Here is a 21,674-nt window from a genome sequence, read left to right as displayed (position 1 = left end):
CATGATAAATGACGAACGAAAAAAAGCAGTGACTCAGCAACTCGCTGCGTTGGTAGAGGAAGCATTGCTCGCAGAAGTAACATTAAGCCCAAAACCTGGATTAGTGGATGCACTGGATGCGGGTGCACATTCCGATATGGACTATGCTTTATTTCTTAAGTCTGCGAAGACGCTGACTCCTTTTTTTGAAGAAATGGCTCAAATAGCATGGCAACATGCTATCGATCAGGAGTTAAGAGAAAAGATTGCTGAGATTGGACGGAAAGCGGAAAAAGCGATGTTGATTGCTACAGATGGCATCAATACCCATAAAGGAGCGATTTGGGCAATGGGGCTATTGACCAGTGTGACTGCACAAAAAATCAGTATGGAACAGCCTTTTTCTTTAACGGAAATACTCGGTGATGTCAGCAAGCTTGCTGCTTTTCCTGATACAAAATATCGTCATAAAAAAACCACTCATGGGCATACGGTGAAGCAAAAATACGGCGTAAATGGTGCATATGAAGAAGCAGTGTTGGGTTATCCGCATATCAGGCTTGCAATCCAAGCTGCTAAGGAGCTAGATAATGATTCTGATGTACAGAAACAAATGCATATGTTGTTAGTTTTGATGAGTTCCTTAGATGACACCTGCGTATTGCATCGCAGTGATCAGAAAACGTTAGTGGAAATGCAAAAACTTGCTCATGCTGCTAGTCAAAGTGCTTTACCAAATCGTCCATTTATAGCACTGTTGCACTTTTGTCAGGAAAACCAAATCTCTCCTGGAGGAAGCGCAGATCTTTTGTCTGCCAGCTTGTTCATGCTGAAGATAGAGGAAATATGGGCTGCCAACACATATGTCTGTCCGCTGTTACTCAATGAGTAAATTAAGACAAAACTGCTAAAAAAACAGTTTATGCATCTGGTTATTGACTCTTCTTTTCGGCAAGGCTATGATAAAAATAGTTTTTTGTAATAAAAGATAACGAGGAAGACAATGAAAAAAATCAATTATTTAGCAATCATTTTGTTAGTGGGGTTATGTTTGTTTGCTTTGCCTACCCAAGGATTCGCTGTCGCAGGTGGTCATGGCGGCGGAACATCTAGCGGTCGAAGTTCGGGCAGAAGTTCATTTGGCGGTCGTTCATATGGGGGCAGTTATTTTGGCAGTCGTTCTTACGGCAGAGATTCTTATGGGTATTATGGTCCAAGTACAGGTCCTTCTAGTTATGAGCAAACGGGATTTCTTGCATTAGCTGTTTTGTCAGTAGGAGGGGTTTCCGCTTTTTCTATCGTCAAGAATAAAAGACAAAAGAAAAGGCTGAAAGCGGAGATATTGTCCCGCATGTCAGGAACGGCTAAAGAAAAGAAAGCACAGTTTCTGGAAATCCAAAAGATATTCATGAAGATCCAATCCGCTTGGGAAGAAGAAACTCCTGAAAAAGCCAGAAGCTGTTATACAGACAAGCTGTTTGCCGAACATCAGAAAGTTCTGCAAAAAAACAAAGCAGACGGTGTAAGAAATCATACTAAAAAAGTAACTATTCAGGAAGTAGGAAATTATCGACAGATCCACGAGAATAGTTTTGCCATCCGAATTGATTTCAGATGCTGTGATTATTTAGTTGATCGAAAAGATGGACGCTTGATCTCAGGAAGTACGACGCAACGACAGTATTTCTCTCAGATATGGTATTTTGATTTTTCTGAGAAAGAAAAAAGATGGCAGGCCGATTTTATTCAGCCGATTATGCTGGATTGACAAATAAATAAAACAGCTCACTAAAAAGTTGAGCTGTCAGACTGTAGACAAAGGTATCCCTTGCCTCTTTACGAAGAGTGTAGGTTGTTACTTTTGTCTATTTTTGTATAGAAATAGAAAACATTTGTCTCCATTTCCAAGCTGCTAATTTTTCAAAGTGCACCATTTCTCAAAATGCTTTTGATCATTTCTCCATCTAGTTTACAAAGGGTACTTTTGCGTTACTTAGTGTTGTGTAGTATACTTTTACTGAAGAGGTGATGATGATGCTTGTTACAAAATCTAGATTACAAGGAAGTTCTGTAGTGGTTACTTTACCTTCTGATAACGGAAAGAAACCTTCAGAAAACCAAGAATATATCGTTGTATATTCTGACGATGGGACAATTACGTTAGTTCCAAAAATTGAAGATCCATTTAGTGGTGGAGAAGAGGCCGAATATTATGAAAAAGACGAATGGGAAGATTTAACTCCTGAAGGGAGAGAAAGGTTATAGTGTCAGAAGAAAGAATTTATATTCCTAAAAAAGGTGATATTGTGTGGATTGATTTTGATCCTTCGATAGGAAAAGAAATTCAAAAAAGACGACCAGGACTAGTCGTCTCTCGTTATGAGTTTAATCGTAAAACAATGTTTTCGGTCATATGTCCGATTACTTCCACGATAAAGAATTTACCGACACGTTACTCATTACCAGAAGAGCTAGATATAAAAGGACAAGTACTTATTTCTCAATTAAAATCACTTGATTTTAAGGAACGAAGACTCAAAAAAATAGAAAACCTGCCATTGCAAGACATGGCTAAAATTGATCAGATTATACAATATATGTTTTAAGCGTTGTAACTAAACTCTACAATATTTTTATATGCTAAACTTAACAAAATTTTTTGACATTTAAAAAGAAAAGTGACAATAAAAAATAGCATCTAAATAGCAATGACCCCCAAATTTAACTCTTGGGGGGACATTTCAAAAGGGATAAGAAAACAAACATTCTCGTCGTATCTGACTAGTGAAAAAGATGGCAGGCCGATTTTATTCAGCCGATTATGCTGGATTGACAGGAAATATTTATGAATGGAGCTGTGACAAAAATTTTGTCGCAGCTCCTTTTTCTGAATAAACGGTGTTCCAGAGATAGCCTATCGGCAATAAGGCACGATTTTGTAAAATATGGGAAGCTATTTTTCAAAATCGCTTCTTATCGCTCAAGGCTGAACCTCTCTGTCACAACCTTTCCACTAAATGGTATTCAAAAGCTTACATTTACGGTAATAAGCTCAACCAAACGAAAAATAGGAAGCACTATTTTTGTTTGGCTGTTCTTCTTACTTGATGCAGGACAGCTTTTTCATGACCTCTTTTTTGTAATAATAGGCGTATGTCTTTTTCGTTGAGAAGTTGAAAAAGCATACGGCTTATTTTTTGTTTGCTATGCTTACTTTCTTTCCACTTCAAGTGGCAGAAATATCTACTTTTTATTATGTAAGCGGAACCATATACTTGGAATCAGAAGGAGATCATTTCTATGAAAACAAGAACAATTGAAATACTTCACAGAATCATGACAGCCCAATATCCAGTAAAAGCGGAACGTCTAGCAGCTGAATTCAATGTCAGTCAGCGGACGATCCGTCAGGAAGTTCTTGAAGCGAATATCTGGTTGAGTAGTAAAAAGCTTCCGGAAATCAGAACAATTCGCAACAAAGGTTTTTCGTTGAAACTGGAGAATGACAAGCAAGTTCGATTAGAAACTGAAATAAAAGAGGTGAAAGACGGCTTTTTGAATCGGCGGGAACGTATTTTTGATTTAGTTTTAGCCATTGCTTACAGCCGAAACCCGATCCATCTAAACAAAAAAGAAGAAGAATTTCAAATCTCTAAAAGTACGTTAGATGAAGATATGAGACGATTACGAGCAACACTGGTCAGTTATGGAATCGAGATCGTCAGTTATGGAAAGCAGGGACTGGTTTATAAAGGTTCAGAACGATCTATCCGTACGATGATCTATGATTTTATCAATCAGAATCTGGGGATGACCGACTTCTTTATGAATCAAGATGCACAACTAACACCGGCTCAAAAAATCTTTTTCCATTATTTTCCTTTGGCGGAAATCAAAAAAATAGAGGAGATCTATTCCAATAAGTTGTTAAAACAAGAGGATGATATTTATAAAAAGCAAATTCTGCTTTTTACATTGATCTGGATCCAACGAATCAGGAAACATGAATTCATCTCTGCCATTAATTGGAAAAATACAGAAATAAAAGACAGCAGCTTCTCTGCATTTATTGACTACATGATCACGGAATTTCAATTGGACAATGTTCCACAAGTAGAAAGAAATTATCTTCGTTTCACTATCGAGACGTTCAATGCTAGAGATATCTCCAATTCGATTGAGTGGGTACAAGCTCAACTACTAACGATCCAATTGATCCAATTTGTAGAGAACGAGACACACATACCTTTTCATCTAAAAGAAGAAGCTTTATTCGAAAATCTCTATAAACACATGGCTGCACTGATCATAAGAATCAAGCATGCTATTCAAGTCATGAATCCATTGAAAGAAAACATCCGTACAAATTATTTTCCAATCCACCGCGCAGTCACTCATTTTGTTCCTACGATCGAAGAAGTAATCGGCGGCAAGATACTGGAGGACGAGATAGCTTTTCTTGTCATCCACTTTTCGACGATTGCCAGTGTGATCAAGCGAGACCTGAATTATGTTTATCAATCAGTTGTTGTCTGTAATCACGGCATGGCTACCGGGAATCTGTTAGCAGAAAATCTGAAAGAAAAATTTCCTCGAATCGAGATTACTGCAGTTTTAAGTTCAAAAGAAATCGAATTAGTGGATAAACTGGATGTCGATCTGGTTTTCAGCACCTTTCAATTGAATTATCGAAATAAGCCGCTTTTAGTTATCGATCCAATTTTGACTGAGACGAATATTTTAGTTATAGAAGACTTTTTGAAAAGAAATGAAGAACTGCAGCGGTTAAAACCTAACAGTCATGAATCAACGCAGTTATTCACTCAAATAATCGGTGTCATGGAAGAAAGTGGTGGCCGAGTAGATCGCATCATCTATGGCAAGTTGGAAAAATTATTTGAAATAAACAATCTAGAAATCAACAAAAGGGAGATCCAGCCTATGTTAAAAGATATTTTGACGGACAGCAATATCATGATCAAAGAAAAAGCCGCTACATGGGAGGAAACGATTGAACGAGCTGCTAAACCATTGGTCAAAGAAAACATTGTTGAAGAACGCTATGTCGAAGCGATGATTCGCGCAGTGAATGAATACGGGCCATATATCGTGATTGGCAAACACATGGCGCTAGCCCATGCTCGACCAGAAGATGGGGTCAATAAGTTAGGAGTCAGCGTAGCTACGATTGAACAACCAATCGATTTCGGTAATCCTGAAATGGATCCAGTAAAGATTATTTTTTGTTTAGCGGCAGTAGATTCCTACTCGCATCTGAACATCATGAAAGAACTGATCGAACTGATCAACAATGAAGAGAAGTTGGATCGATTGATCGAGTGCACAAATGTTGAAGATTTCAAACAACTGCTTTTTCAGTAGTTGAGAAATAATAAATGATACGGGGGAGAACAAAGATGAACAAATTAAACATTTTATTCGTATGCGGCGCAGGTTTAGGAAGTAGTTTTGCAGCACAGATGTCTGCTGAGGATGTTTTGAACAAATTAGGAGTAGAAGCTAAACTGGACCATTGTGATATTTCTTCTGCAGTGTCCATGAAACCAGATGTGATCATCACAGCAGAAAATTTTCGCTCGCAGTTCGAAAAATTCTCAGTCGATCCTAAAACAGCGATGATCTATTTGAAAAATATTGTCTCGAAAAATGAAATTGAAGAAAAAATCACCCCAGTTCTACAAGATAAGGGAGTTATCTAAATAAAAAAGAAAAGAGGATAAAAACATGGGCGTTATCAATTTTATCATCGAAAATATTTTGACTCAGGCATCGATCACCATTGCATTGATTGCTATGTTGGGTCTACTGCTGCAGAAGAAATCAGCAGGACAAGTCATTTCTGGCACGTTAAAGACACTCCTAGGATTCCAAGTGTTGAGTGCCGGTTCGAGTATCATCGTTGGAAGTTTAACTTATTTCGGGAAAATTTTTACTGAAGGATTTCATATGCAAGGAATCATTCCTTCTATTGAGTCTATCAATGGTCAAGCAATGAATGATTTAGGTTTAGGTAGAGATATTGCACTGACGTTCTTAGCGATTTTTGTATTCAATATTATTTTGGCTCGTTTCACAAAATGGAAGTACATTTTTCTAACTGGTCAAGCCATTTTATGGATGGCGACGATGACGACGGTCTTTGGTTATTTCGCTGGTCTGCGAGGGATCGTATTGATCTTAGTCGGTGGTTTTATCGGAGCTTGTTTCGCCATTGCTATGCCAGCAGTAGCGCAACCAATTATACGTAAGATTACAGGATCGAATGATATTGCTTTAGGGCATTTTTGTACGATTGGATACTTATTTGAAGCTGGCGTGGCTAAACTTTTTGGTGAGAAAGGTGAAAATAAAAAATCGATTGAAGAGATCAAATTGCCCACGCATTTCGAGTTTCTGCAAGATACGTATTTGTCTGTCATGGTCGTGATGGTCCCACTATATATCATCACTGTTTTGTTTGCAGGTGAACCATTCGCTTCTGAATTATCAGGAGATCAAAACTATATCATGTTTGCCTTTTTACAAGCTATCCAATTCGTAGTGGGTGTGTATGTATTGCTAGCTGGCGTACGTCTACTGTTAGGTGAAATCGTGCCGGCATTTCGAGGGATAGCTATGAAATTAGTTCCTGATGCGATTCCTGCCTTAGATTGTCCAGTTTTCTTTCCCTATAGCCCAAATGCTGTTATTTTAGGTTTCATTACGACAACAATCGGTACGATTATTGCCATGTTCACTTTGCCGATGTTCGGCTTAGCGATGATTTTACCAGGTATGCTAACGAATTTCTTTGCCGGAGGAACAGCGGGGATATTTGGTAACGCAGTTGGCGGACGTCGAGGAGCGATCATTGGCGGTATTGCTCATGGCTTCTTTATTACATTATTGCCTGCTTTGCTAGTAACGATCTTTAATTCGATGGGATTCATCAATGCTACAGCAACCGATGTAGATACAGTAGCCGCCGCACTCTTATACGCTTGGATCTTAAGCCCAATTTTGAAAGCATTTTAATTGAAAGTAGGGAAAATGATGTTCGGATTTTTTAAGAAAAAAGAAAATGAACCAAAAAAAAGATCGATAAAAGAGGAAAAAATCCTCTCGCCAGAAGTGACCGAAAAGATTCAATCAGAGATTACACAATTAAACCAAGAGATTTCAACGACCCAAGAGAAGCCCAAATTAGCGGAACTTTACGAACAAGTTGGACTTAAATTTTCTGAATTGTATGAGAACGATCAAGCCATCCAATATTTAGAAAAGAGCTTGGAAAATAAACAGACGATCGGAGATGGGTATAAAAAACTGATGAGCCTCTATAATCAGAAGCGTGCAGATGCTGCTCGTGCGGGTGATGATCAAGGGATCGATTACTACATGGGCAAAATGGATGTGATGCGACAAATTGCAAAACAAGTAACGATCAAAGGAAACAAATAAAAAGATAAGGTGGCAATAAAAAATGTATACAACATTGAAAGAAGTAACAAAAACAGCAGAAGAGTTGAATTTTACAGTTGGAGCTTTTAATACGCATAACCTAGAAATGCTTCCTGCCATGCTAGGCGCAGCAAAAGAAATGGGTTCGCCAATCATTATTCAAACAAGTGTCGACACCGCAAAATATATCGGTATGCATGTGTTAGTCAATGTAATGACAGCTATTGCAGAAGAAGAAATGGTTGATGCAGTCTTGCACTTAGACCACGCCCGAGACTTTGATGATATCAAAGAAGCAATCGATAGCGGATATACTTCTGTCATGTATGACGGGTCCCATCTGCCTTTCAAAGAAAATATCTTGAAGACGAAAGCAGTGGTAGAATATGCCCATGCACACGGTGTTTCCGTAGAAGGAGAACTTGGGACGATCGGCGGTACAGAAGAAGGAATCCATGTCGCTGAAAATGACAAAGTATATACAAGACCGGAAGACGCAGTGAAATTTGTAGAAGCTACAGGTGTGGATGCATTAGCTATTGCTATCGGTACGAATCATGGACAATTCAAATCAAAAACAGAAGTGAACATTCCCTTGCTGAAAGAAATCGATGCAGTAGTCGATGTCCCCCTCGTTATCCATGGCGGAACAGGTGTGAAAGAAGAAGATTATCCCGAATTGATCAATAACGGGATCCGCAAATTCAATGTTGGAACGGAGCTTTTAGTCAACTGGACAAAAGTGGCTAAAGGAACCTTTAGTGAAACAGAAATCAACAAGTCTCTTCGCCATAATGTGATTCCAGCAAATGAAGCAGTAAAAGAAATTGTCAAGCATAAGATTGGACTGTTTATGAACTTGGAAAGTCCAATTAACTTAGGAAACAAATGAGATGAAAAAGTATTTCATTCTTCTAGCTGGTAGTCCTGGTACAGGAAAAACATATCTTATGAATAAACTACGGGAACGATTTCCAGATATGTATGCCATCACGCTCGATGAAATCAAGGAATATTATGCAGAATCCATCGGTTTTAACAACTTGGAAGAACGGGCGAAACAAGAAAGGACGAAAGTTTATCCTTTCTATTACAAAGCACTTGATCTGTATATGGAAGCAGGAAAGAAAGTGATTGTGTCAGAGTATCCTTTTAGTGATAAGCAAAAAACTCGACTCCAAGAATTAGCAGAAAGATACGGATATCAGGTAATGACGATTCGCCTAACAGCAGACTTTGAAGTGTTATGGCAACGTCGGTACAAACGTGATCGTGAACCAGATCGTCATTTGAGCTATATCATGGATCATTATCACTATGGCGACATATTGGAAGATCGATCGAAAGGGACGAATCATATTACGAAAGAAGCATTCAAAAAAATCATCACTGACCGAAAATATGACGAATTTCAGTTAGGAACACTATATGAATTTGATGTAACAGACTATACTCAAGTAGATTACACTCCACTATTGGATAAATTAGAAAAAGAAATCAATGACAATAAGTAACGAAGAAATGGTTTGATAGTGACAGGTAATAAAAAAGACATTTGGTCCCCAGAGGAGCCAAATGTCTTTTTGTTCTAAAATGTTTTTTCATATTCTTTTATTTATTGCCGATTTCCTTGTGTTTATTTGCCGTAATTAGGTCAGTCTTCTATACTTGATTACATAGTCATACATTTGCTGAAAAGAAGGGAAGAGAATGAATAACAAGTTGGCCCAATACAAAAGACTGCTCGCACTTTCTCAAGCTGGTCTGTATTATGGAAAAGATGTATTCGATAAAGAACGATTTGAAGAGATTCGGACGATCTCATTGGAATTGATCAGTGAAATAGGAAAAGAAACTTTCGAAGAAATAAAAGCACTTACAGTTATTGAAGAAGGTCATCCCACACCAAAAGTCGATGTTCGTGCCTATATCAGAAAGGACGGCAAGATCCTACTAATCGAAGATAAACGGACGAGAGAATGGTCACTGCCAGGCGGATTTGCCGAAATAGGTTTGTCCCCTGAAGAAAACGTGCGGAAAGAAGTCTATGAAGAAACGGGTTTAACAGTAGAATCTACTCAGCTGCAAGCGGTTTTTGATACGAATAAACAAAAAGATATTCCGCAGCTTTTTCAGTATTATAAGCTTGTTTTTGCTTGTACGATCCACGACGAAGATGCAAAATTTATTGAGAACAATGAAACTTCCGACATGGGATTTTTTAGTATAGAAGAGCTGCCAAAGCTATCAGAAAAACGAACAACAAAGAAGCAGTTGCTTATTTTAGAAAACAAAAATCAGCTCTATTGCGATTGAGTTTTTTCGTAAAAGAAGAAAGCTGTTTACTCTGCGAGTTCTCTAAAAAAGAACTCGTTCTTTTATTAAAAAATAGTTGCATTTGCAACAAAAAGAGGTAAACTAGTCTTACAAACAAAATAAAGGTGGGGTGAAATGGCTGAAATTCTTCGAGACATTGGAATGATTGCCCGAGCGTTGGATTCTATCAGCAATATCGAATTCAAAGAAGTTGATTTAACAAGAGGGCAGTATCTTTATTTAGTACGTATTTGCGAAAATCCAGGAATCATCCAAGAAAAACTAGCAGAAATGATCAAAGTAGATCGTACAACGACTGCACGAGCAATCAAGAAATTAGAATCCAATGGGATGATCGAACGTTTGGAAGATAAAGAAAATAAAAAAATCAAGAAACTTTATCCGACTAAAAAAGGAGCAGAAATCTATCCTTTCATCATCCGAGAAAACAACTACTCTAATGCAGTCGCATTAAATGGTCTGTCTGACGAGGAAGCAAAACAATTGGAATATCTTTTAAAGAAAGTATGCAAGAATGTTAGCGAAGATTGGAATTTTGTCAAAAAAGGTAATAAAAGGATCTATTGAAAGGAAGAAGCCGTGAATAAATACGAAATTCGAGAAATGACGCCTTCAGATGTAGACTTACTACAACAAATCAGTATCGAAACATTTACAGATACATTTGGAAAAGATAATTCGCCGGAGCATTTAGCTGCTTACTTGAGACAAGCTTATGCGCCAGAAAAACTTACAGAAGAGCTAAAAGAGAAAGAAACTGATTTTTTACTAGTAAGTATGGACCAAGAGCCTGCGGGTTACCTGAAACTAAATATAGGAACGAGTCAATCTGAGGAAATGGATGATCATTTTTTAGAAATCGAGCGAATCTATGTACGAAAAAAATTTAAACATCAAGGTATTGGTACGTTTTTACTAGATACAGCTATCAAAAAAGCAAAAGAAAAGCAAAAAACAGCCATTTGGCTCGGTGTGTGGGAACACAACGATGCTGCGCTCGCTTTCTATCGCAAAAGAGGATTTACCAAGTACAGTGAACATGTTTTTTATATGGGAGATGATCCCCAAACAGACTATCTATTCATCAAGCAATTATTCTAATCAAGAGGTGTGAACATATGAAAAAAGTAATAGTGGATGCCAATTTTTGGGAAGTATTTCCTGAAGCAACCATCGAAATCTTATCCGTGAGTGGTATCGATAATCACGTAACAGAAGAAAATGAAGAAATGTATCATCAATTATTGAATAGCGCGGCAAAAGAAGCAAGAAATTACCTTACGGAAGAAACATTCAGCCAAAACGAAGTCATTGCTCAGTGGCGTCAGGCTTTTACCACATTCAAGACTAAAAAAGGTGCACGTTCTTCTATTGAAGCTTTACTGAAACGTGCAAATCAAGAACGGGAATTTTTCCCAATCAATCCGCTTGTAGATATTTATAATAGTATTTCCTTGTCTTTTGGCGTACCTTGCGGCGGAGAAGATATCGAAAAGATTTCAGGAAATCTGCATCTAGGAAAAGCCCAAGGTGGCGAATCATTCCTGCCTTTAGGTGCAGATTCCGATGCTCCGGCACTTCCGGAAGAAATCATCTACTATGATGAACAAGGAGCAATCTGTCGCTGTCTCAACTGGCGTGAAGCCCAAAGAACGATGCTGACGGAAGAAACGCAAGCAGCGGTGCTGGTCATTGAATCCATCAATGCTGAACAAGCGGCACGCGGCGCACAGGCAATCGAAGCGTTGAAGGAAAAAATCGATCAAACATTTGGCGTGTCCAGTGTCAGACACACACTAACCAAAGATGAATCAGAAGCAGAATTATAAAAGAATCGAAAAAAGAAGAGCGGCATTCATTGCCGTTCTTTTTTTGTAAAAAAAGTTTGTGGAGGAAAGCAAGTCTAGAAACTATTGCTTTATTTTTCTTGAATAGGATCAAACACAAGGTGTTCGCGCTTTCGTGATATAATGGAATCAGTTTATAGACAGGAAAGAAAATCAACTAGAAAGAAGGGTCAAACGATGATACAAAAAACACGTGTGATGCTTTATGTCAATGACGTAGAGATGATTTGCCGATTCTTTGTAGAAAAAATTGGTGCAGAAATTTCAGAAACGATCGAATTGCCAGAAGAATTTAAGAGTATTGTGCTGAGTATCTCAAAAGAATTAGAATTAGGTATATTTCCAAAAGTATTTGTGCAGAAGTTTTCACCAGAAGTATTGGGACCGCCACCTTCTTTAGTCTTTTTTACGGATGAATTTGAAACTATTTACGAGAACATGGACGAACCTGGAGAAATCACAGACAACAATGGCGTCTTGACTTTCAATTTTTCGGACCCTGAAGGCAATTATTTTGTTATAGGAAAAGCTGAGTCGTCTGATTGAATAAAAAGGAGGAAAAACAGTGGATCTAATGGGAAGGCTAGAAGGTTATTTGAAGTATCGGCGAGCAAAACATAGTGAGAAGCTTCGAGCAAGGAATCTCAAATCAGGGAAAAAGAAGACAAAAGGCTGGGGAAAAATGGTCGATACAGGTTTTGGCGGACTAAATAACCTAAATCCTGTCGATACAAAAGAATTCATCAAAGAAGAGCAGAAACGAAATGGTAAAGTCAAATCACACTATTGATTTTGATACTAGAATGAAGAAACTTTTTTAACACAATAAAGAAATTCTTTTGATCCAAAGTGAATGTTCATGGACTTTGAGATAAAGGGATTTGAACAGATGGAACGTTCGGATTTTGCTTAAAATCCGAATTTTTTGTTTACTTATGTTTTGTTTTAGTATATGATAAAACACGTTGTTTTATTAATCAATCGAAATTTTAACGGACTTTATTTATAATGTTCGGATTTAGGGGGATGGAAGATGAAGGAAAAAATACTTTCCTACTTCGAAATAGAAAAATTGAATACCACGGTAAAACGTGAGGTACTGGCAGGATTTACGACATTTATTTCAATGGCCTATATCTTATTTGTAAATCCAACTGTATTAGGCGCTTCTGGAATGGATGAAGGAGCGGTGTTCACTGCGACTGCATTAGCCAGTGCAATCGGCTGTATTTTGATGGGGGTATTAGCCCGTTATCCAATTGGAACGGCACCTGCTCTTGGGATCAATGCTTTCTTTGCTTATTCTGTTTGTTTAGGGATGGGGATCCCATGGGAAACAGCATTGTCCGGCGTATTCGTTGCTTCTTTGATCTTTATTTTGATTACAATCTTCAAACTGCGGGAAATGATCATTGATGCGATCCCAGCAGATTTGAAATATGCGATTTCTGGTGGTATCGGTCTATTTATTGCTTTCCTTGGTCTGAGCGAAGGTGGGATCATCGTTTCGAATGAATCTACATTAGTAGGATTAGGATCACTCAACGTTGGTTCTACTTGGTTGACGATTTTTGGATTAGTCGTCACGGCTATCTTGCTTGTTCGACGTGTACCAGGTGGCATTTTCATCGGGATGGCAGCTACAACGATTTTAGGTCTGGTCACAGGTTTGATTCCAATGCCTTCTGAAATTGTTGCTGCAGCACCAAGTTTGAAACCAACATTTTTAGTTGCGTTAAAACATGTAGGGGACATCAATTCTCTTCAAATGTGGGTCGTAGTACTAACATTCTTGCTTGTGACTTTCTTTGATACAGCAGGAACTTTAGTTGGATTAGCAAATCAAGCAGGCTTTATGAAAGACAACAAGATGCCTCGTGTAGGGAAAGCTTTAGCTTCTGATTCAACAGCTATGCTTGCGGGCTCCTTATTAGGTACTTCTCCTGTTGGTGCATTCGTAGAATCATCAGCTGGGATTGCTGTTGGAGGACGCTCAGGAATCACAGCTATTACTACAGGGATTTTCTTCTTGTTAGGTTTGTTCTTTTCTCCATTACTGTCAGTTGTTACTTCACAAGTAACTGCACCAGCATTGATCATGGTAGGTGTTTTGATGGCTCAATCATTACGTCAAATCGAATGGGGAAAATTAGAAATTGCGATCCCTTCCTTCTTGATCTTGATTGGCATGCCTTTAACTTATAGTATTTCAGATGGGATTGCATTAGGTTTTATTTTCTATCCAATTACGATGTTAGCGGCTAAAAGAGGAAAAGAAGTATCTCCAATCATGTATGGTCTGTTCTTTGTATTCGTGGGATTCATGTGGATATTGAATGTGAAATAAAGAGGTTGTGAAATCAGCGTTCTGGCCTGAGTATTAGAGAAAAAAACGAAAAAATAGTTCCTCCTATTTTGCCGTTTTTGGAGCTAATACCGAGGGACAGCTGAGTGAACACCGTTTATAAAGAGGTTGTGAAATCAGCGTTCTTCCCTGCATCAATCAATCCTTTCAAAAAACAGTTGAGGAAATTTCCTCAGCTGTTTTTTTGTTTTATTCTGTTACCGATAACAAGGTGCAATGACTATTTGAAAGCGTTACAATTTTTGGTAGAAGAAACTAAACTAGATGATTAAGCGAAAAATAGAAACATCCATTTATAGGAGGAAAATCATGGAACGAAAATGGTGGCACCATTCAGTTGTTTATCAAATCTATCCAAGAAGTTTTCAAGATTCAAATCAAGATGGGATTGGAGACTTGCGAGGGATTATTTCCAGATTGGATTATCTGGCATATTTGGGCATTGATGTGATTTGGCTTTCGCCGGTGTACGAGTCTCCAAATGATGACAATGGCTATGATATCAGCGATTATCAAGCAATCATGGCAGAATTCGGTACGATGGAAGAAATGGAGGAACTGATTGAAGAAGCAAAGAAAAGAAACATCCGTATCGTTATGGATCTGGTGGTGAATCATACTTCTGATGAACACCCGTGGTTCATTGAGGCACGTAAAAATAAAGAAAATCCTTATCGTGACTACTATATTTGGCGTGATCCAGTCAATGGAGAGGAGCCTAATGGATTGCGCTCGATATTCAGTGGACCTGCTTGGCAGTTGGATGAGCAAACAGGGCAATATTTTCTGCACTTGTATAGCAAGCGTCAACCTGATTTGAATTGGAAAAACAAACAGGTTCGCCAAGCGATTTATCAAATGATGAATTTCTGGATCGACAAAGGTATTGGTGGCTTTCGTATGGACGTGATCGATATGATTGGCAAAGAACCGGATAAAGAAATCACAAGTAATGGACCTAAACTGCATGAGTATCTTCAGGAAATGAATCAAGCAACTTTTGGCGACAAAAATCTGATGACCGTTGGCGAAACATGGGGAGCAACTACCGAGATTGCTAAACTTTATTCCGATCCTAAAAGAAAGGAATTATCCATGATCTTCCAATTCGAACATATAGGATTAGATCAGCAAGAAGGCAAAGACAAATGGGATTTGAAACCTTTAAGTATCTCTGAACTGAAAAAAGTATTATCGAAATGGCAAACTTCTTTGGGTGATGAAGGATGGAATAGTTTATTTTGGAATAATCATGATCTGCCTCGAATCGTCTCACGTTGGGGAAATGACGATTTGTATCGAAAAGAAAGTGCCAAGATGTTTGCTATCTTGCTTCATATGATGAAAGGCACTCCTTATATTTATCAAGGAGAAGAATTAGGCATGACGAATTGCCCAATTGATGATATCTCGGAAGCAAAAGATATTGAGACAATCAATATGTATAACGAAAGGATTTCTTCTGGATTTACAAAAGAGGAAATCTTGGAATCAATCAATGCGAAAGGAAGAGACAATGCTAGGACGCCTATGCAATGGAACGCCCGTGAACATGCTGGGTTTACTACTGGAATTCCATGGCTTCGAGTCAACCCAAATTATAAAGAAATCAATGCAGAAGAAGCGTTAGCAGATCAAGATTCTGTTTTTTATATGTACAAGAAATTGATCGATTTGCGTAGAAAACATGACATCATCGTCTGGGGAGACTATGAATTAGTAGAAGAGACGCCAGAGCATGTCTTTGCCTATTCTCGCATATATGAAGACCAGCGATGGCTCGTTGTTTGCAATATGTCCAGTGAAAAACAGGTGTTCACTGTTCCACGTGAAGCTTTAAGGATTATTGTGTCAAATTATCCTCTGAAACGGTTACCAGACGGCAAAGTCGAGTTACGACCATATGAAGCATTTGTGATGGAAGTAAATAAAGAAAAGCTTATTTGATTGAAACGTATTACCGAGAGGTTGTGACACATTTTTTGTCACAACTTCTTTTTCTCAAAACTAAACAGAGGAGGCGGTCATTACTCCGTGTTTTTTGACAAAAAATAAAAATCATACTATGATATGTACGCCAATGGAGGGGATGAAATGGAAAAGCCAATTGAAAAAGCGTTGGATGAATGTCTTTTCTTTAGCGTGAAAAAGCTAGATCGCCTATTGAATAAATTAGCGGATGAAGCGTTTAGAAAAACAGGTCTGGCACCAACTTATGGATTTATTTTATTGATATTAAAAGAAAAAGATGGTATACCGCAAAAAGATATTGCACAAATGCTCTATTCTGCGCCTTCAACAATCGCTCGTTTTGTTGAAAAATTAGAATATAAAGGATACGTCAAAACAGTTAGCGAAGGGCGCTTGTCATTAGTTTATCTTACAGAACAAGGACGCCAATTTACTAAGGAAGTCGATGGTAGCTGGGAAGAACTCCATCAGTCGTACAAAGCAGTCTTGGGAAATGAAGCAAGTAAAGAATTAGCCGAGATAATGAATGAAGCAACAGATAAGTTACAAAAAAAATAAAAATTTTTTTAAGCAAATTAGTTGCATGTGCAACTAACCGAGTGGTTTAATGATAAATGATTCTCGATAGGTTAATCAGAGCGAATTATGGGAGGAATGACAATGTCACAATTTGATCAATCAATTATTTTACCTTCAGGAGTTCAATTGAAGAACCGATTGATGCTGTCGCCTATGACGACACAACTCAGCTTCTTCAATGGAGTGATCACCGAAGATGAGATCACTTATTATAAACAACGTTCTAAAGGACTTGGTGCTGTTATTACTGGTGCTGCAAATGTCCAAGATATCGGAAAAGGCTGGCCAGGCGAACTGAGCATCGCTCACGATGAAATGATTCCTCGGTTAAGTGAACTAGCTAAAGCAATCCAAGGAGAAGGTGCAAAAGCGATTGTTCAGATTTTCCACGGTGGACGAATGACTAGTCGAGCTACTCTATCCGGAGAACAGCCTGTATCTGCAAGTGCAGTTGCAGCGGAACGACCTGATGCAGAAACACCGCGAGCATTAAGTGAAAATGAAATCAAAGAAACAATCCAAGCATTTGGCGAAGCCACACGCAGAGCGATTGAATCAGGATTTGATGGTATCGAGTTGCATGGAGCAAATACGTATTTGATCCAACAATTTTTCTCTCCGCATTCGAATAGACGAGAGGATCAATGGGGCGGTAGCTTAGAAAATCGCTATCGTTTTATTGACGAATTATTAACAACGGTTTTCTCAACGGTTGAAAAATATGCAAAAAAACCATTCATCGTAGGGTATCGTTTCTCGCCAGAAGAATATGAAACACCAGGTATCCGTTTTGAAGACACGATCTGGCTTCTTGAACGATTACGTGAGACAAAATTAGATTATCTGCATGTTTCATTAAATGCGTATGATCGAAGAGCCCGTTCTGATAAATACAGCGATCAGTCGATTCTTGAAGCTGTCCATGACACGATCCAAGGAAAGATCCCTTTAATTGGTGTCGGAGGCATCCGTACTCGCAAAGACGTAGAGCAAGTACTGAAATATGCAGAACTTGCAGCAATTGGACAGCAAATGATCGTCGATCCTGACTGGGCAGAGAAATTATTGGAAAACCGTGAGGATGAATTTGTAACGAAACCTTTTGAAGAAGCATATAAAGAGCTTTATTTGCCAAGTCCATTATATAATTTCTTGAAAGCACGTTATCAATAACTCAATTTTTATAGAAAGAGGATGGAAAAATGAAAGTATTGATCGTATTAACAAATGTAGAAAAGTACGAAAAGATCGAGCGTCCTACAGGTTTGTGGTTAAGTGAACTGACTCATTTTTATGATGTATTAGTAAAAAATGGGATCGATGCAGATTTTGTCAGTCCTAAAGGCGGATATGTACCTTTAGAACCGCAAAGTGTTTTGAATATGGATGAAATCGATTGGGCCTATTATAAAGATGAAGATTTCAGAAATCGGGCCTTGGGAAATACCTTACGTCCTGATGATGTGGATGCAAAAGATTATGCAGCAGTTTATTATGCTGGTGGCCACGGAACAATGTGGGATTTTCCAGAAGCAACAGATCTTGGGAAAGTTGCTTCACAAATCTATCGAAATGAAGGACTGGTCTCAGCTGTTTGTCACGGTGTTGTCGGATTGTTGCCAGTTACAGATGAATCTGGAAAGTCTATTTTAGCTGGACGCACAGTGACTGGATTCAGTAATGAAGAAGAGGAAGCCAATGGTACAACGAATGAAGTACCATTCTTAGCAGAAGATGCTTTGAAAGAAAAAGGAGCTGACTATCAGTCAGGTCCAGCTTTTTCAGAAGTCGTTCAAATCGATGGACGTCTTCTTACAGGGCAAAACCCTCAATCTGCTCATCAATTGGGCGAAGTAGTGGTTGAAGCATTAAAGCATTAAAAATTGTCAGCATAAAAATGTTTTGCCTATTCTAACTATTACATTACACACGCTAAAACACGTCTTTTCGTTCTTTTCTGTTTCCTATTTGGACAGAGGTACGCAAAAGGCGGGTTTTTTGCCTTTCTAAGAGTACATTTTTTGAAACATCTCTTCAGAAATGATACTCTTCAATTAGGTCAACTAATTTATTACTGAGAAGCAGACCTAGTCACACGGTAGGATGGACAGAGTGTTTTCTGCTACGCTGCTATGGATCATAGGAATGAGTAAACATGGTTTAAGAACATTGTGATTTCAGCCCATGTTGGCAGTCGCACACTTAATAAGAAAGAGGAATACAGATGAACATTGTAATTGTCGGCGGGTCGTTTGCAGGGATTCATGCGGCTATTTATCTTCGCCAATTGATACCAACAAGTGAAATATATTTGATTGAAAAGCAATCGAAGTTAGGGTGGATTCCCAGCGGGTTCAATCTGATAGTAAAAGGAAAGGTCACCAGTGAAAAACAACTTTCTTGGATCACCAAAGAAGAGCTGATCGACCGCTATCGTATCCATGTTTACACAGAAAAGACGGTAATAGGATTGGAAGAAAAGAAAGTCGTTTTAGCAGGCGGAGACAAACTGGATTTTGATCGTTTGATTTTGGCGACTGGTTCAAATCAAAATTTTCGAAATGTTCCTGCAGAAGCAAGGTTCATTCACCCAGTTAAAAAGATACAAAACATAGCTGCTCTTCAGCAAAAGATCATGGATGCAAAAAAAATTGCCATCATTGGAGCAGGTCAAGCAGGGATCGAAATAGCTGAAGGCTTAGCATCAGGAAAAACACAAATCCATCTTTATGAAAGCCGAAAGTCGATTCTTTTTCGTTACCTAGACCCTGAAATGACGGAGCCGTTAGTAAAGGAAATGAAAAATCAAGGGATATCGCTTTTCTTAGAAGAGCAAGTCGTATCTTTGTCCGAAAATGAAACCGCTGTAGTAGAGACGGAAAGAAGAAGGGAAAACTATGATCTTGTTTTGCTGGCTAACCATTCTCGCCCCAACAATCAGATGTGGGAAGAACAATTAACATTGAATGATGATGGAACGATCTGGGTAGATGACTATTTGCAAACGTCTCAAAAAGACGTCTATGCAATTGGCGATGCAATCCAAGTCACTTTTCGCCCAACAAATGAAAAAATGTACGTTTCTCTAGTAAACAACGCTGTCCGTACAGCGCGAAATGTCAGCAAGACAATTAGTGGTTCTGCGACAAAGGATCAGGGAACCTATCGACCAGTCGGCAATCAGTGGTTTGGCTATTTCTTAGGAAGCGTAGGTATGACAGAAGAAGAAAGCATTTTTTATCCCCAAAAAATTGAAACAGGGTACGCGGAATACAAGCTTGCAGCAATAAACCAGAGCAAAGTCAAAGTCAAATTCCTATTTGATTCTGAAAAAAAGATTCTTGGAGCACAGCTCCAAAGCAGAAAAGAAATGTTCCATCTTCTTGACCAACTGACAATCGCAGTAGAAGAAGGCTGGACGTTCGAACAGTTAGAAGAACATGAGCTGTTTTTCCAGCCAGAATATCGTGTACCTAATATGGTGTGGTCAAAGGTGGCGAATACTGCCTATGAAGATTGAAGCATTATTAGAAAGAAAAGAGCAGTTACAGATCCTGATTTTGCGAAACCTTGTTCTGCAAGGGGGAACAGCCTCTATCAATGGATTGAGAGAGCATGTCCAACTGTCAAAAACCTCTTTTGATCAATATTTGGAAGATATTGAATTGATTGGACGGATGATGGGAAAAAAAGTAGAAGTACAGCGAAACGAGTATCAGGCGCTGCTTGTGTTGGACGAAGATGTCAGTTTGGAAAAAATTCTTTTGTTTTTATTACAGGAAAGCTTGAAGTTTAAAATGCTTGTCTATTTATTAGAACACCAGCAAGTATCCATCGTTCGATTAGCGACAGCGTTTAATATCAGTGAGTCTTCTGTTTTTCGAAAGATCAAAGAATTAAACCAGCTCTTAGAGGAATTTGGATTACAAATCAAAAACGGACAATTATACGGAGAAGAGCTACAGATCCGATATTTTTATTATGAATTATTCCAATATATCCCGGAAGATCAACGACCGCTTTTTTTGCAAAATACACCAGAAAAAAGACCATTCATTCTAGGATTGGGCCGCGTATTAGAAACGACGTTTACGGCATCAGCAGAAGCACAGATTGCTTGCTGGCTCGGGATCACGAAAAAAAGACTATTGAATGAAAAAAGTACGTACGAAACCTTGAAAGAAAAGAAATTACTCTATCAGTCGGACCGGCTTTATCAAGCAATCGATCCAATCATCGTGATGCATCTTAGTCGAACAGCAGCAGAACTGAATGTATACGAAACAATGATGTTTTACAGCTTTTTTGTTTCTTTTTCGATAGTCGACGAAGAAATATTTTATCAATATGATTTGACACGGAGCAAAAAGTTACCCACCGCTGTTTTGGATACTTATATTCGGGAAACGATGCTATGGCATTATCGTCCTCGTCGTTTGAAAATCAAAGAGGAAAAAGCAGTAGGCTACCAAATTTCACAAATCAACAATGAATGGTTTTTCTTTGTTGGAAAGATCGAAGTCTACGAGCGTGATCGGCTTTTGGAGCAGCAGCAAAAAATGCTTGGGCATTCCTTAACACAGTTATTGGAGAAACTACAGGAAACAGCGATGCAGCAATTGCCAAGGAAAAGCACCGAAGACAGTGCACTTAGTTATCTGATGATCCAGTATGCCAATGTTCTTTTGATGATCGATTTTTATATTGCGAAACCAGTAGTGATAGGGATCGATTTAGAAAGTTTGCCTATTTACCGTATTGCTTTCCAACAGTATCTGAACAGAGAACTGAGAGGAGTCAGCGGTATTGAGATTGAAAGTTATGAAGAAGGAAAAAACTATGATTTGGTCATAACGTTTTGTCAGAGAAACAAGCAACAGAATGAATATTATCTATCAGAATTTGCGTCGCCTTATGACATTATCCGATTGAAAAGAAGAATAGAAATGTTGAAAAAAGAAAAGAATTGATCAAAAACTAGCATCATAATCTTAATTGTCAAATTAAGTTAGACAGATCATCAATACTTACGTAACTCAAAAATACTTCCAAAGGTGTTCGATAATCCAGTGATTTTCTAGGAATATTATTTCGTTTAGATGCGACAGATTGAATAAAAAATTCATCTACTGAAT

Annotated in this window: 23 protein-coding genes and 1 pseudogene; 23 read left to right on the top strand and 1 reads right to left on the bottom strand. The window is 38.4% G+C overall.

What is annotated here, in order from left to right; translation table 11 throughout:
• Window position 1: 1 nt before the first annotated feature.
• The 23 genes from mdcB (at window position 2) to KFO35_RS08960 (ending at window position 21,509) form a co-directional block, all read left to right on the top strand.
• Window positions 2–871: a triphosphoribosyl-dephospho-CoA synthase MdcB gene (mdcB, locus tag KFO35_RS09070; protein WP_002315990.1), complete on the top strand. Its 870-nt coding sequence runs from the start codon at window positions 2–4 to the stop codon at window positions 869–871.
• Between the two features lie 111 nt (window positions 872–982).
• Complete coding sequence (locus KFO35_RS09065; RefSeq protein WP_002292530.1) at window positions 983–1,747, top strand: TIM44-like domain-containing protein; 765 nt, start codon at window positions 983–985, stop codon at window positions 1,745–1,747.
• 266 nt (window positions 1,748–2,013) lie between these two features.
• Window positions 2,014–2,244 (top strand): type II toxin-antitoxin system PemI/MazE family antitoxin, encoded by a 231-nt coding sequence (gene mazE, locus KFO35_RS09060; RefSeq protein WP_025477367.1) that lies wholly within the window; start codon window positions 2,014–2,016, stop codon window positions 2,242–2,244.
• Window positions 2,244–2,585 carry a type II toxin-antitoxin system PemK/MazF family toxin gene (locus tag KFO35_RS09055; RefSeq protein ID WP_002315988.1) on the top strand — a complete coding sequence of 114 codons (342 nt, stop codon included), beginning with the start codon at window positions 2,244–2,246 and terminating at the stop codon, window positions 2,583–2,585. The genes mazE and KFO35_RS09055 overlap by 1 nt, the downstream gene beginning before the upstream one ends.
• A gap of 694 nt (window positions 2,586–3,279) precedes the next feature.
• Window positions 3,280–5,361 (top strand): BglG family transcription antiterminator, encoded by a 2,082-nt coding sequence (locus KFO35_RS09050; RefSeq protein ID WP_156272237.1) that lies wholly within the window; start codon window positions 3,280–3,282, stop codon window positions 5,359–5,361.
• Window positions 5,362–5,396: 35 nt separating this feature from the next.
• A complete protein-coding gene (locus tag KFO35_RS09045) occupies window positions 5,397–5,699 on the top strand; it encodes a PTS sugar transporter subunit IIB (protein ID WP_002292534.1) in 303 nt (100 codons plus the stop codon).
• Window positions 5,700–5,724: 25 nt separating this feature from the next.
• Complete coding sequence (locus KFO35_RS09040) at window positions 5,725–7,014, top strand: PTS sugar transporter subunit IIC (RefSeq protein ID WP_002315985.1); 1,290 nt, start codon at window positions 5,725–5,727, stop codon at window positions 7,012–7,014.
• Window positions 7,015–7,032: 18 nt separating this feature from the next.
• The gene (locus KFO35_RS09035; protein WP_002315984.1) at window positions 7,033–7,440 is read left to right on the top strand and encodes a hypothetical protein; all 408 of its coding nucleotides are present in this window, start codon (window positions 7,033–7,035) and stop codon (window positions 7,438–7,440) included.
• Between the two features lie 22 nt (window positions 7,441–7,462).
• Window positions 7,463–8,332, top strand: a complete 870-nt coding sequence (locus tag KFO35_RS09030) for a class II fructose-bisphosphate aldolase (protein WP_002310673.1) — start codon at window positions 7,463–7,465, stop codon at window positions 8,330–8,332.
• Between the two features lies 1 nt (window position 8,333).
• Window positions 8,334–8,954, top strand: coding sequence for a P-loop nucleotide/nucleoside kinase family protein (locus KFO35_RS09025; protein ID WP_002341037.1), 621 nt, complete (start codon window positions 8,334–8,336; stop codon window positions 8,952–8,954).
• A gap of 196 nt (window positions 8,955–9,150) precedes the next feature.
• Window positions 9,151–9,756 carry an NUDIX hydrolase gene (locus KFO35_RS09020; protein ID WP_002292539.1) on the top strand — a complete coding sequence of 202 codons (606 nt, stop codon included), beginning with the start codon at window positions 9,151–9,153 and terminating at the stop codon, window positions 9,754–9,756.
• Between the two features lie 135 nt (window positions 9,757–9,891).
• The gene (locus KFO35_RS09015; protein ID WP_002292540.1) at window positions 9,892–10,344 is read left to right on the top strand and encodes a MarR family winged helix-turn-helix transcriptional regulator; all 453 of its coding nucleotides are present in this window, start codon (window positions 9,892–9,894) and stop codon (window positions 10,342–10,344) included.
• A gap of 36 nt (window positions 10,345–10,380) precedes the next feature.
• Entirely contained in the window at window positions 10,381–10,878 is a 498-nt protein-coding gene (locus KFO35_RS09010) for a GNAT family N-acetyltransferase (RefSeq protein WP_029743392.1), read from the top strand.
• A gap of 17 nt (window positions 10,879–10,895) precedes the next feature.
• Window positions 10,896–11,606: a B3/B4 domain-containing protein gene (locus KFO35_RS09005; RefSeq protein ID WP_002315980.1), complete on the top strand. Its 711-nt coding sequence runs from the start codon at window positions 10,896–10,898 to the stop codon at window positions 11,604–11,606.
• Window positions 11,607–11,747: 141 nt separating this feature from the next.
• Window positions 11,748–12,170: a VOC family protein gene (locus KFO35_RS09000; RefSeq protein WP_172867800.1), complete on the top strand. Its 423-nt coding sequence runs from the start codon at window positions 11,748–11,750 to the stop codon at window positions 12,168–12,170.
• Window positions 12,171–12,189: 19 nt separating this feature from the next.
• Window positions 12,190–12,414: a hypothetical protein gene (locus KFO35_RS08995; RefSeq protein WP_002315978.1), complete on the top strand. Its 225-nt coding sequence runs from the start codon at window positions 12,190–12,192 to the stop codon at window positions 12,412–12,414.
• Between the two features lie 243 nt (window positions 12,415–12,657).
• On the top strand, window positions 12,658–13,971 hold the full coding sequence (locus KFO35_RS08990) for an NCS2 family permease (protein WP_002292548.1): 1,314 nt from the start codon (window positions 12,658–12,660) through the stop codon (window positions 13,969–13,971).
• Between the two features lie 327 nt (window positions 13,972–14,298).
• Window positions 14,299–15,936 (top strand): glycoside hydrolase family 13 protein, encoded by a 1,638-nt coding sequence (locus KFO35_RS08985; protein WP_156272239.1) that lies wholly within the window; start codon window positions 14,299–14,301, stop codon window positions 15,934–15,936.
• A 147-nt stretch (window positions 15,937–16,083) separates the two neighbouring features.
• Entirely contained in the window at window positions 16,084–16,518 is a 435-nt protein-coding gene (locus KFO35_RS08980) for a MarR family winged helix-turn-helix transcriptional regulator (protein WP_002315975.1), read from the top strand.
• Window positions 16,519–16,620: 102 nt separating this feature from the next.
• A complete protein-coding gene (locus KFO35_RS08975) occupies window positions 16,621–17,712 on the top strand; it encodes an NADH-dependent flavin oxidoreductase (protein ID WP_002292552.1) in 1,092 nt (363 codons plus the stop codon).
• 29 nt (window positions 17,713–17,741) lie between these two features.
• The gene (locus KFO35_RS08970) at window positions 17,742–18,419 is read left to right on the top strand and encodes a type 1 glutamine amidotransferase domain-containing protein (RefSeq protein WP_002310684.1); all 678 of its coding nucleotides are present in this window, start codon (window positions 17,742–17,744) and stop codon (window positions 18,417–18,419) included.
• 344 nt (window positions 18,420–18,763) lie between these two features.
• Entirely contained in the window at window positions 18,764–20,059 is a 1,296-nt protein-coding gene (locus KFO35_RS08965; protein ID WP_002315973.1) for an NAD(P)/FAD-dependent oxidoreductase, read from the top strand.
• Window positions 20,049–21,509 carry an AcpB/EbpR/MafR family transcriptional regulator gene (locus tag KFO35_RS08960; protein ID WP_025477366.1) on the top strand — a complete coding sequence of 487 codons (1,461 nt, stop codon included), beginning with the start codon at window positions 20,049–20,051 and terminating at the stop codon, window positions 21,507–21,509. The genes KFO35_RS08965 and KFO35_RS08960 overlap by 11 nt, the downstream gene beginning before the upstream one ends.
• Window positions 21,510–21,537: 28 nt before the next feature.
• Here the strand turns inward: KFO35_RS08960 and KFO35_RS08955 are convergent.
• A pseudogene (locus tag KFO35_RS08955) lies at window positions 21,538–21,674 on the bottom strand (IS30 family transposase); the annotation flags it as partial.

It is taken from the genome of Enterococcus lactis (assembly GCF_015751045.1).
Classification (GTDB): Bacteria; Bacillota; Bacilli; order Lactobacillales; family Enterococcaceae; genus Enterococcus_B; species Enterococcus_B lactis.
Note: the sequence above shows the minus strand (reverse complement) of the source record. Positions and strands in the feature narration are given on the sequence as shown.

Excerpts from the sequence above, each read along its gene's own strand:
- mdcB (WP_002315990.1), top strand. The coding sequence starts at position 2 with ATGATAAATGACGAACGAAAAAAAGCAGTGACTCAGCAACTCGCTGCG.
- KFO35_RS09065 (WP_002292530.1), top strand. The coding sequence starts at position 983 with ATGAAAAAAATCAATTATTTAGCAATCATTTTGTTAGTGGGGTTATGT.
- mazE (WP_025477367.1), top strand. The coding sequence starts at position 2,014 with ATGCTTGTTACAAAATCTAGATTACAAGGAAGTTCTGTAGTGGTTACT.
- KFO35_RS09050 (WP_156272237.1), top strand. The coding sequence starts at position 3,280 with ATGAAAACAAGAACAATTGAAATACTTCACAGAATCATGACAGCCCAA.
- KFO35_RS09045 (WP_002292534.1), top strand. The coding sequence starts at position 5,397 with ATGAACAAATTAAACATTTTATTCGTATGCGGCGCAGGTTTAGGAAGT.
- KFO35_RS09040 (WP_002315985.1), top strand. The coding sequence starts at position 5,725 with ATGGGCGTTATCAATTTTATCATCGAAAATATTTTGACTCAGGCATCG.
- KFO35_RS09035 (WP_002315984.1), top strand. The coding sequence starts at position 7,033 with ATGTTCGGATTTTTTAAGAAAAAAGAAAATGAACCAAAAAAAAGATCG.
- KFO35_RS09030 (WP_002310673.1), top strand. The coding sequence starts at position 7,463 with ATGTATACAACATTGAAAGAAGTAACAAAAACAGCAGAAGAGTTGAAT.
- KFO35_RS09025 (WP_002341037.1), top strand. The coding sequence starts at position 8,334 with ATGAAAAAGTATTTCATTCTTCTAGCTGGTAGTCCTGGTACAGGAAAA.
- KFO35_RS09020 (WP_002292539.1), top strand. The coding sequence starts at position 9,151 with ATGAATAACAAGTTGGCCCAATACAAAAGACTGCTCGCACTTTCTCAA.
- KFO35_RS09015 (WP_002292540.1), top strand. The coding sequence starts at position 9,892 with ATGGCTGAAATTCTTCGAGACATTGGAATGATTGCCCGAGCGTTGGAT.
- KFO35_RS09010 (WP_029743392.1), top strand. The coding sequence starts at position 10,381 with ATGACGCCTTCAGATGTAGACTTACTACAACAAATCAGTATCGAAACA.
- KFO35_RS09005 (WP_002315980.1), top strand. The coding sequence starts at position 10,896 with ATGAAAAAAGTAATAGTGGATGCCAATTTTTGGGAAGTATTTCCTGAA.
- KFO35_RS09000 (WP_172867800.1), top strand. The coding sequence starts at position 11,748 with ATGGAATCAGTTTATAGACAGGAAAGAAAATCAACTAGAAAGAAGGGT.
- KFO35_RS08990 (WP_002292548.1), top strand. The coding sequence starts at position 12,658 with ATGAAGGAAAAAATACTTTCCTACTTCGAAATAGAAAAATTGAATACC.
- KFO35_RS08985 (WP_156272239.1), top strand. The coding sequence starts at position 14,299 with ATGGAACGAAAATGGTGGCACCATTCAGTTGTTTATCAAATCTATCCA.
- KFO35_RS08980 (WP_002315975.1), top strand. The coding sequence starts at position 16,084 with ATGGAAAAGCCAATTGAAAAAGCGTTGGATGAATGTCTTTTCTTTAGC.
- KFO35_RS08975 (WP_002292552.1), top strand. The coding sequence starts at position 16,621 with ATGTCACAATTTGATCAATCAATTATTTTACCTTCAGGAGTTCAATTG.
- KFO35_RS08970 (WP_002310684.1), top strand. The coding sequence starts at position 17,742 with ATGAAAGTATTGATCGTATTAACAAATGTAGAAAAGTACGAAAAGATC.
- KFO35_RS08965 (WP_002315973.1), top strand. The coding sequence starts at position 18,764 with ATGAACATTGTAATTGTCGGCGGGTCGTTTGCAGGGATTCATGCGGCT.
- KFO35_RS08960 (WP_025477366.1), top strand. The coding sequence starts at position 20,049 with ATGAAGATTGAAGCATTATTAGAAAGAAAAGAGCAGTTACAGATCCTG.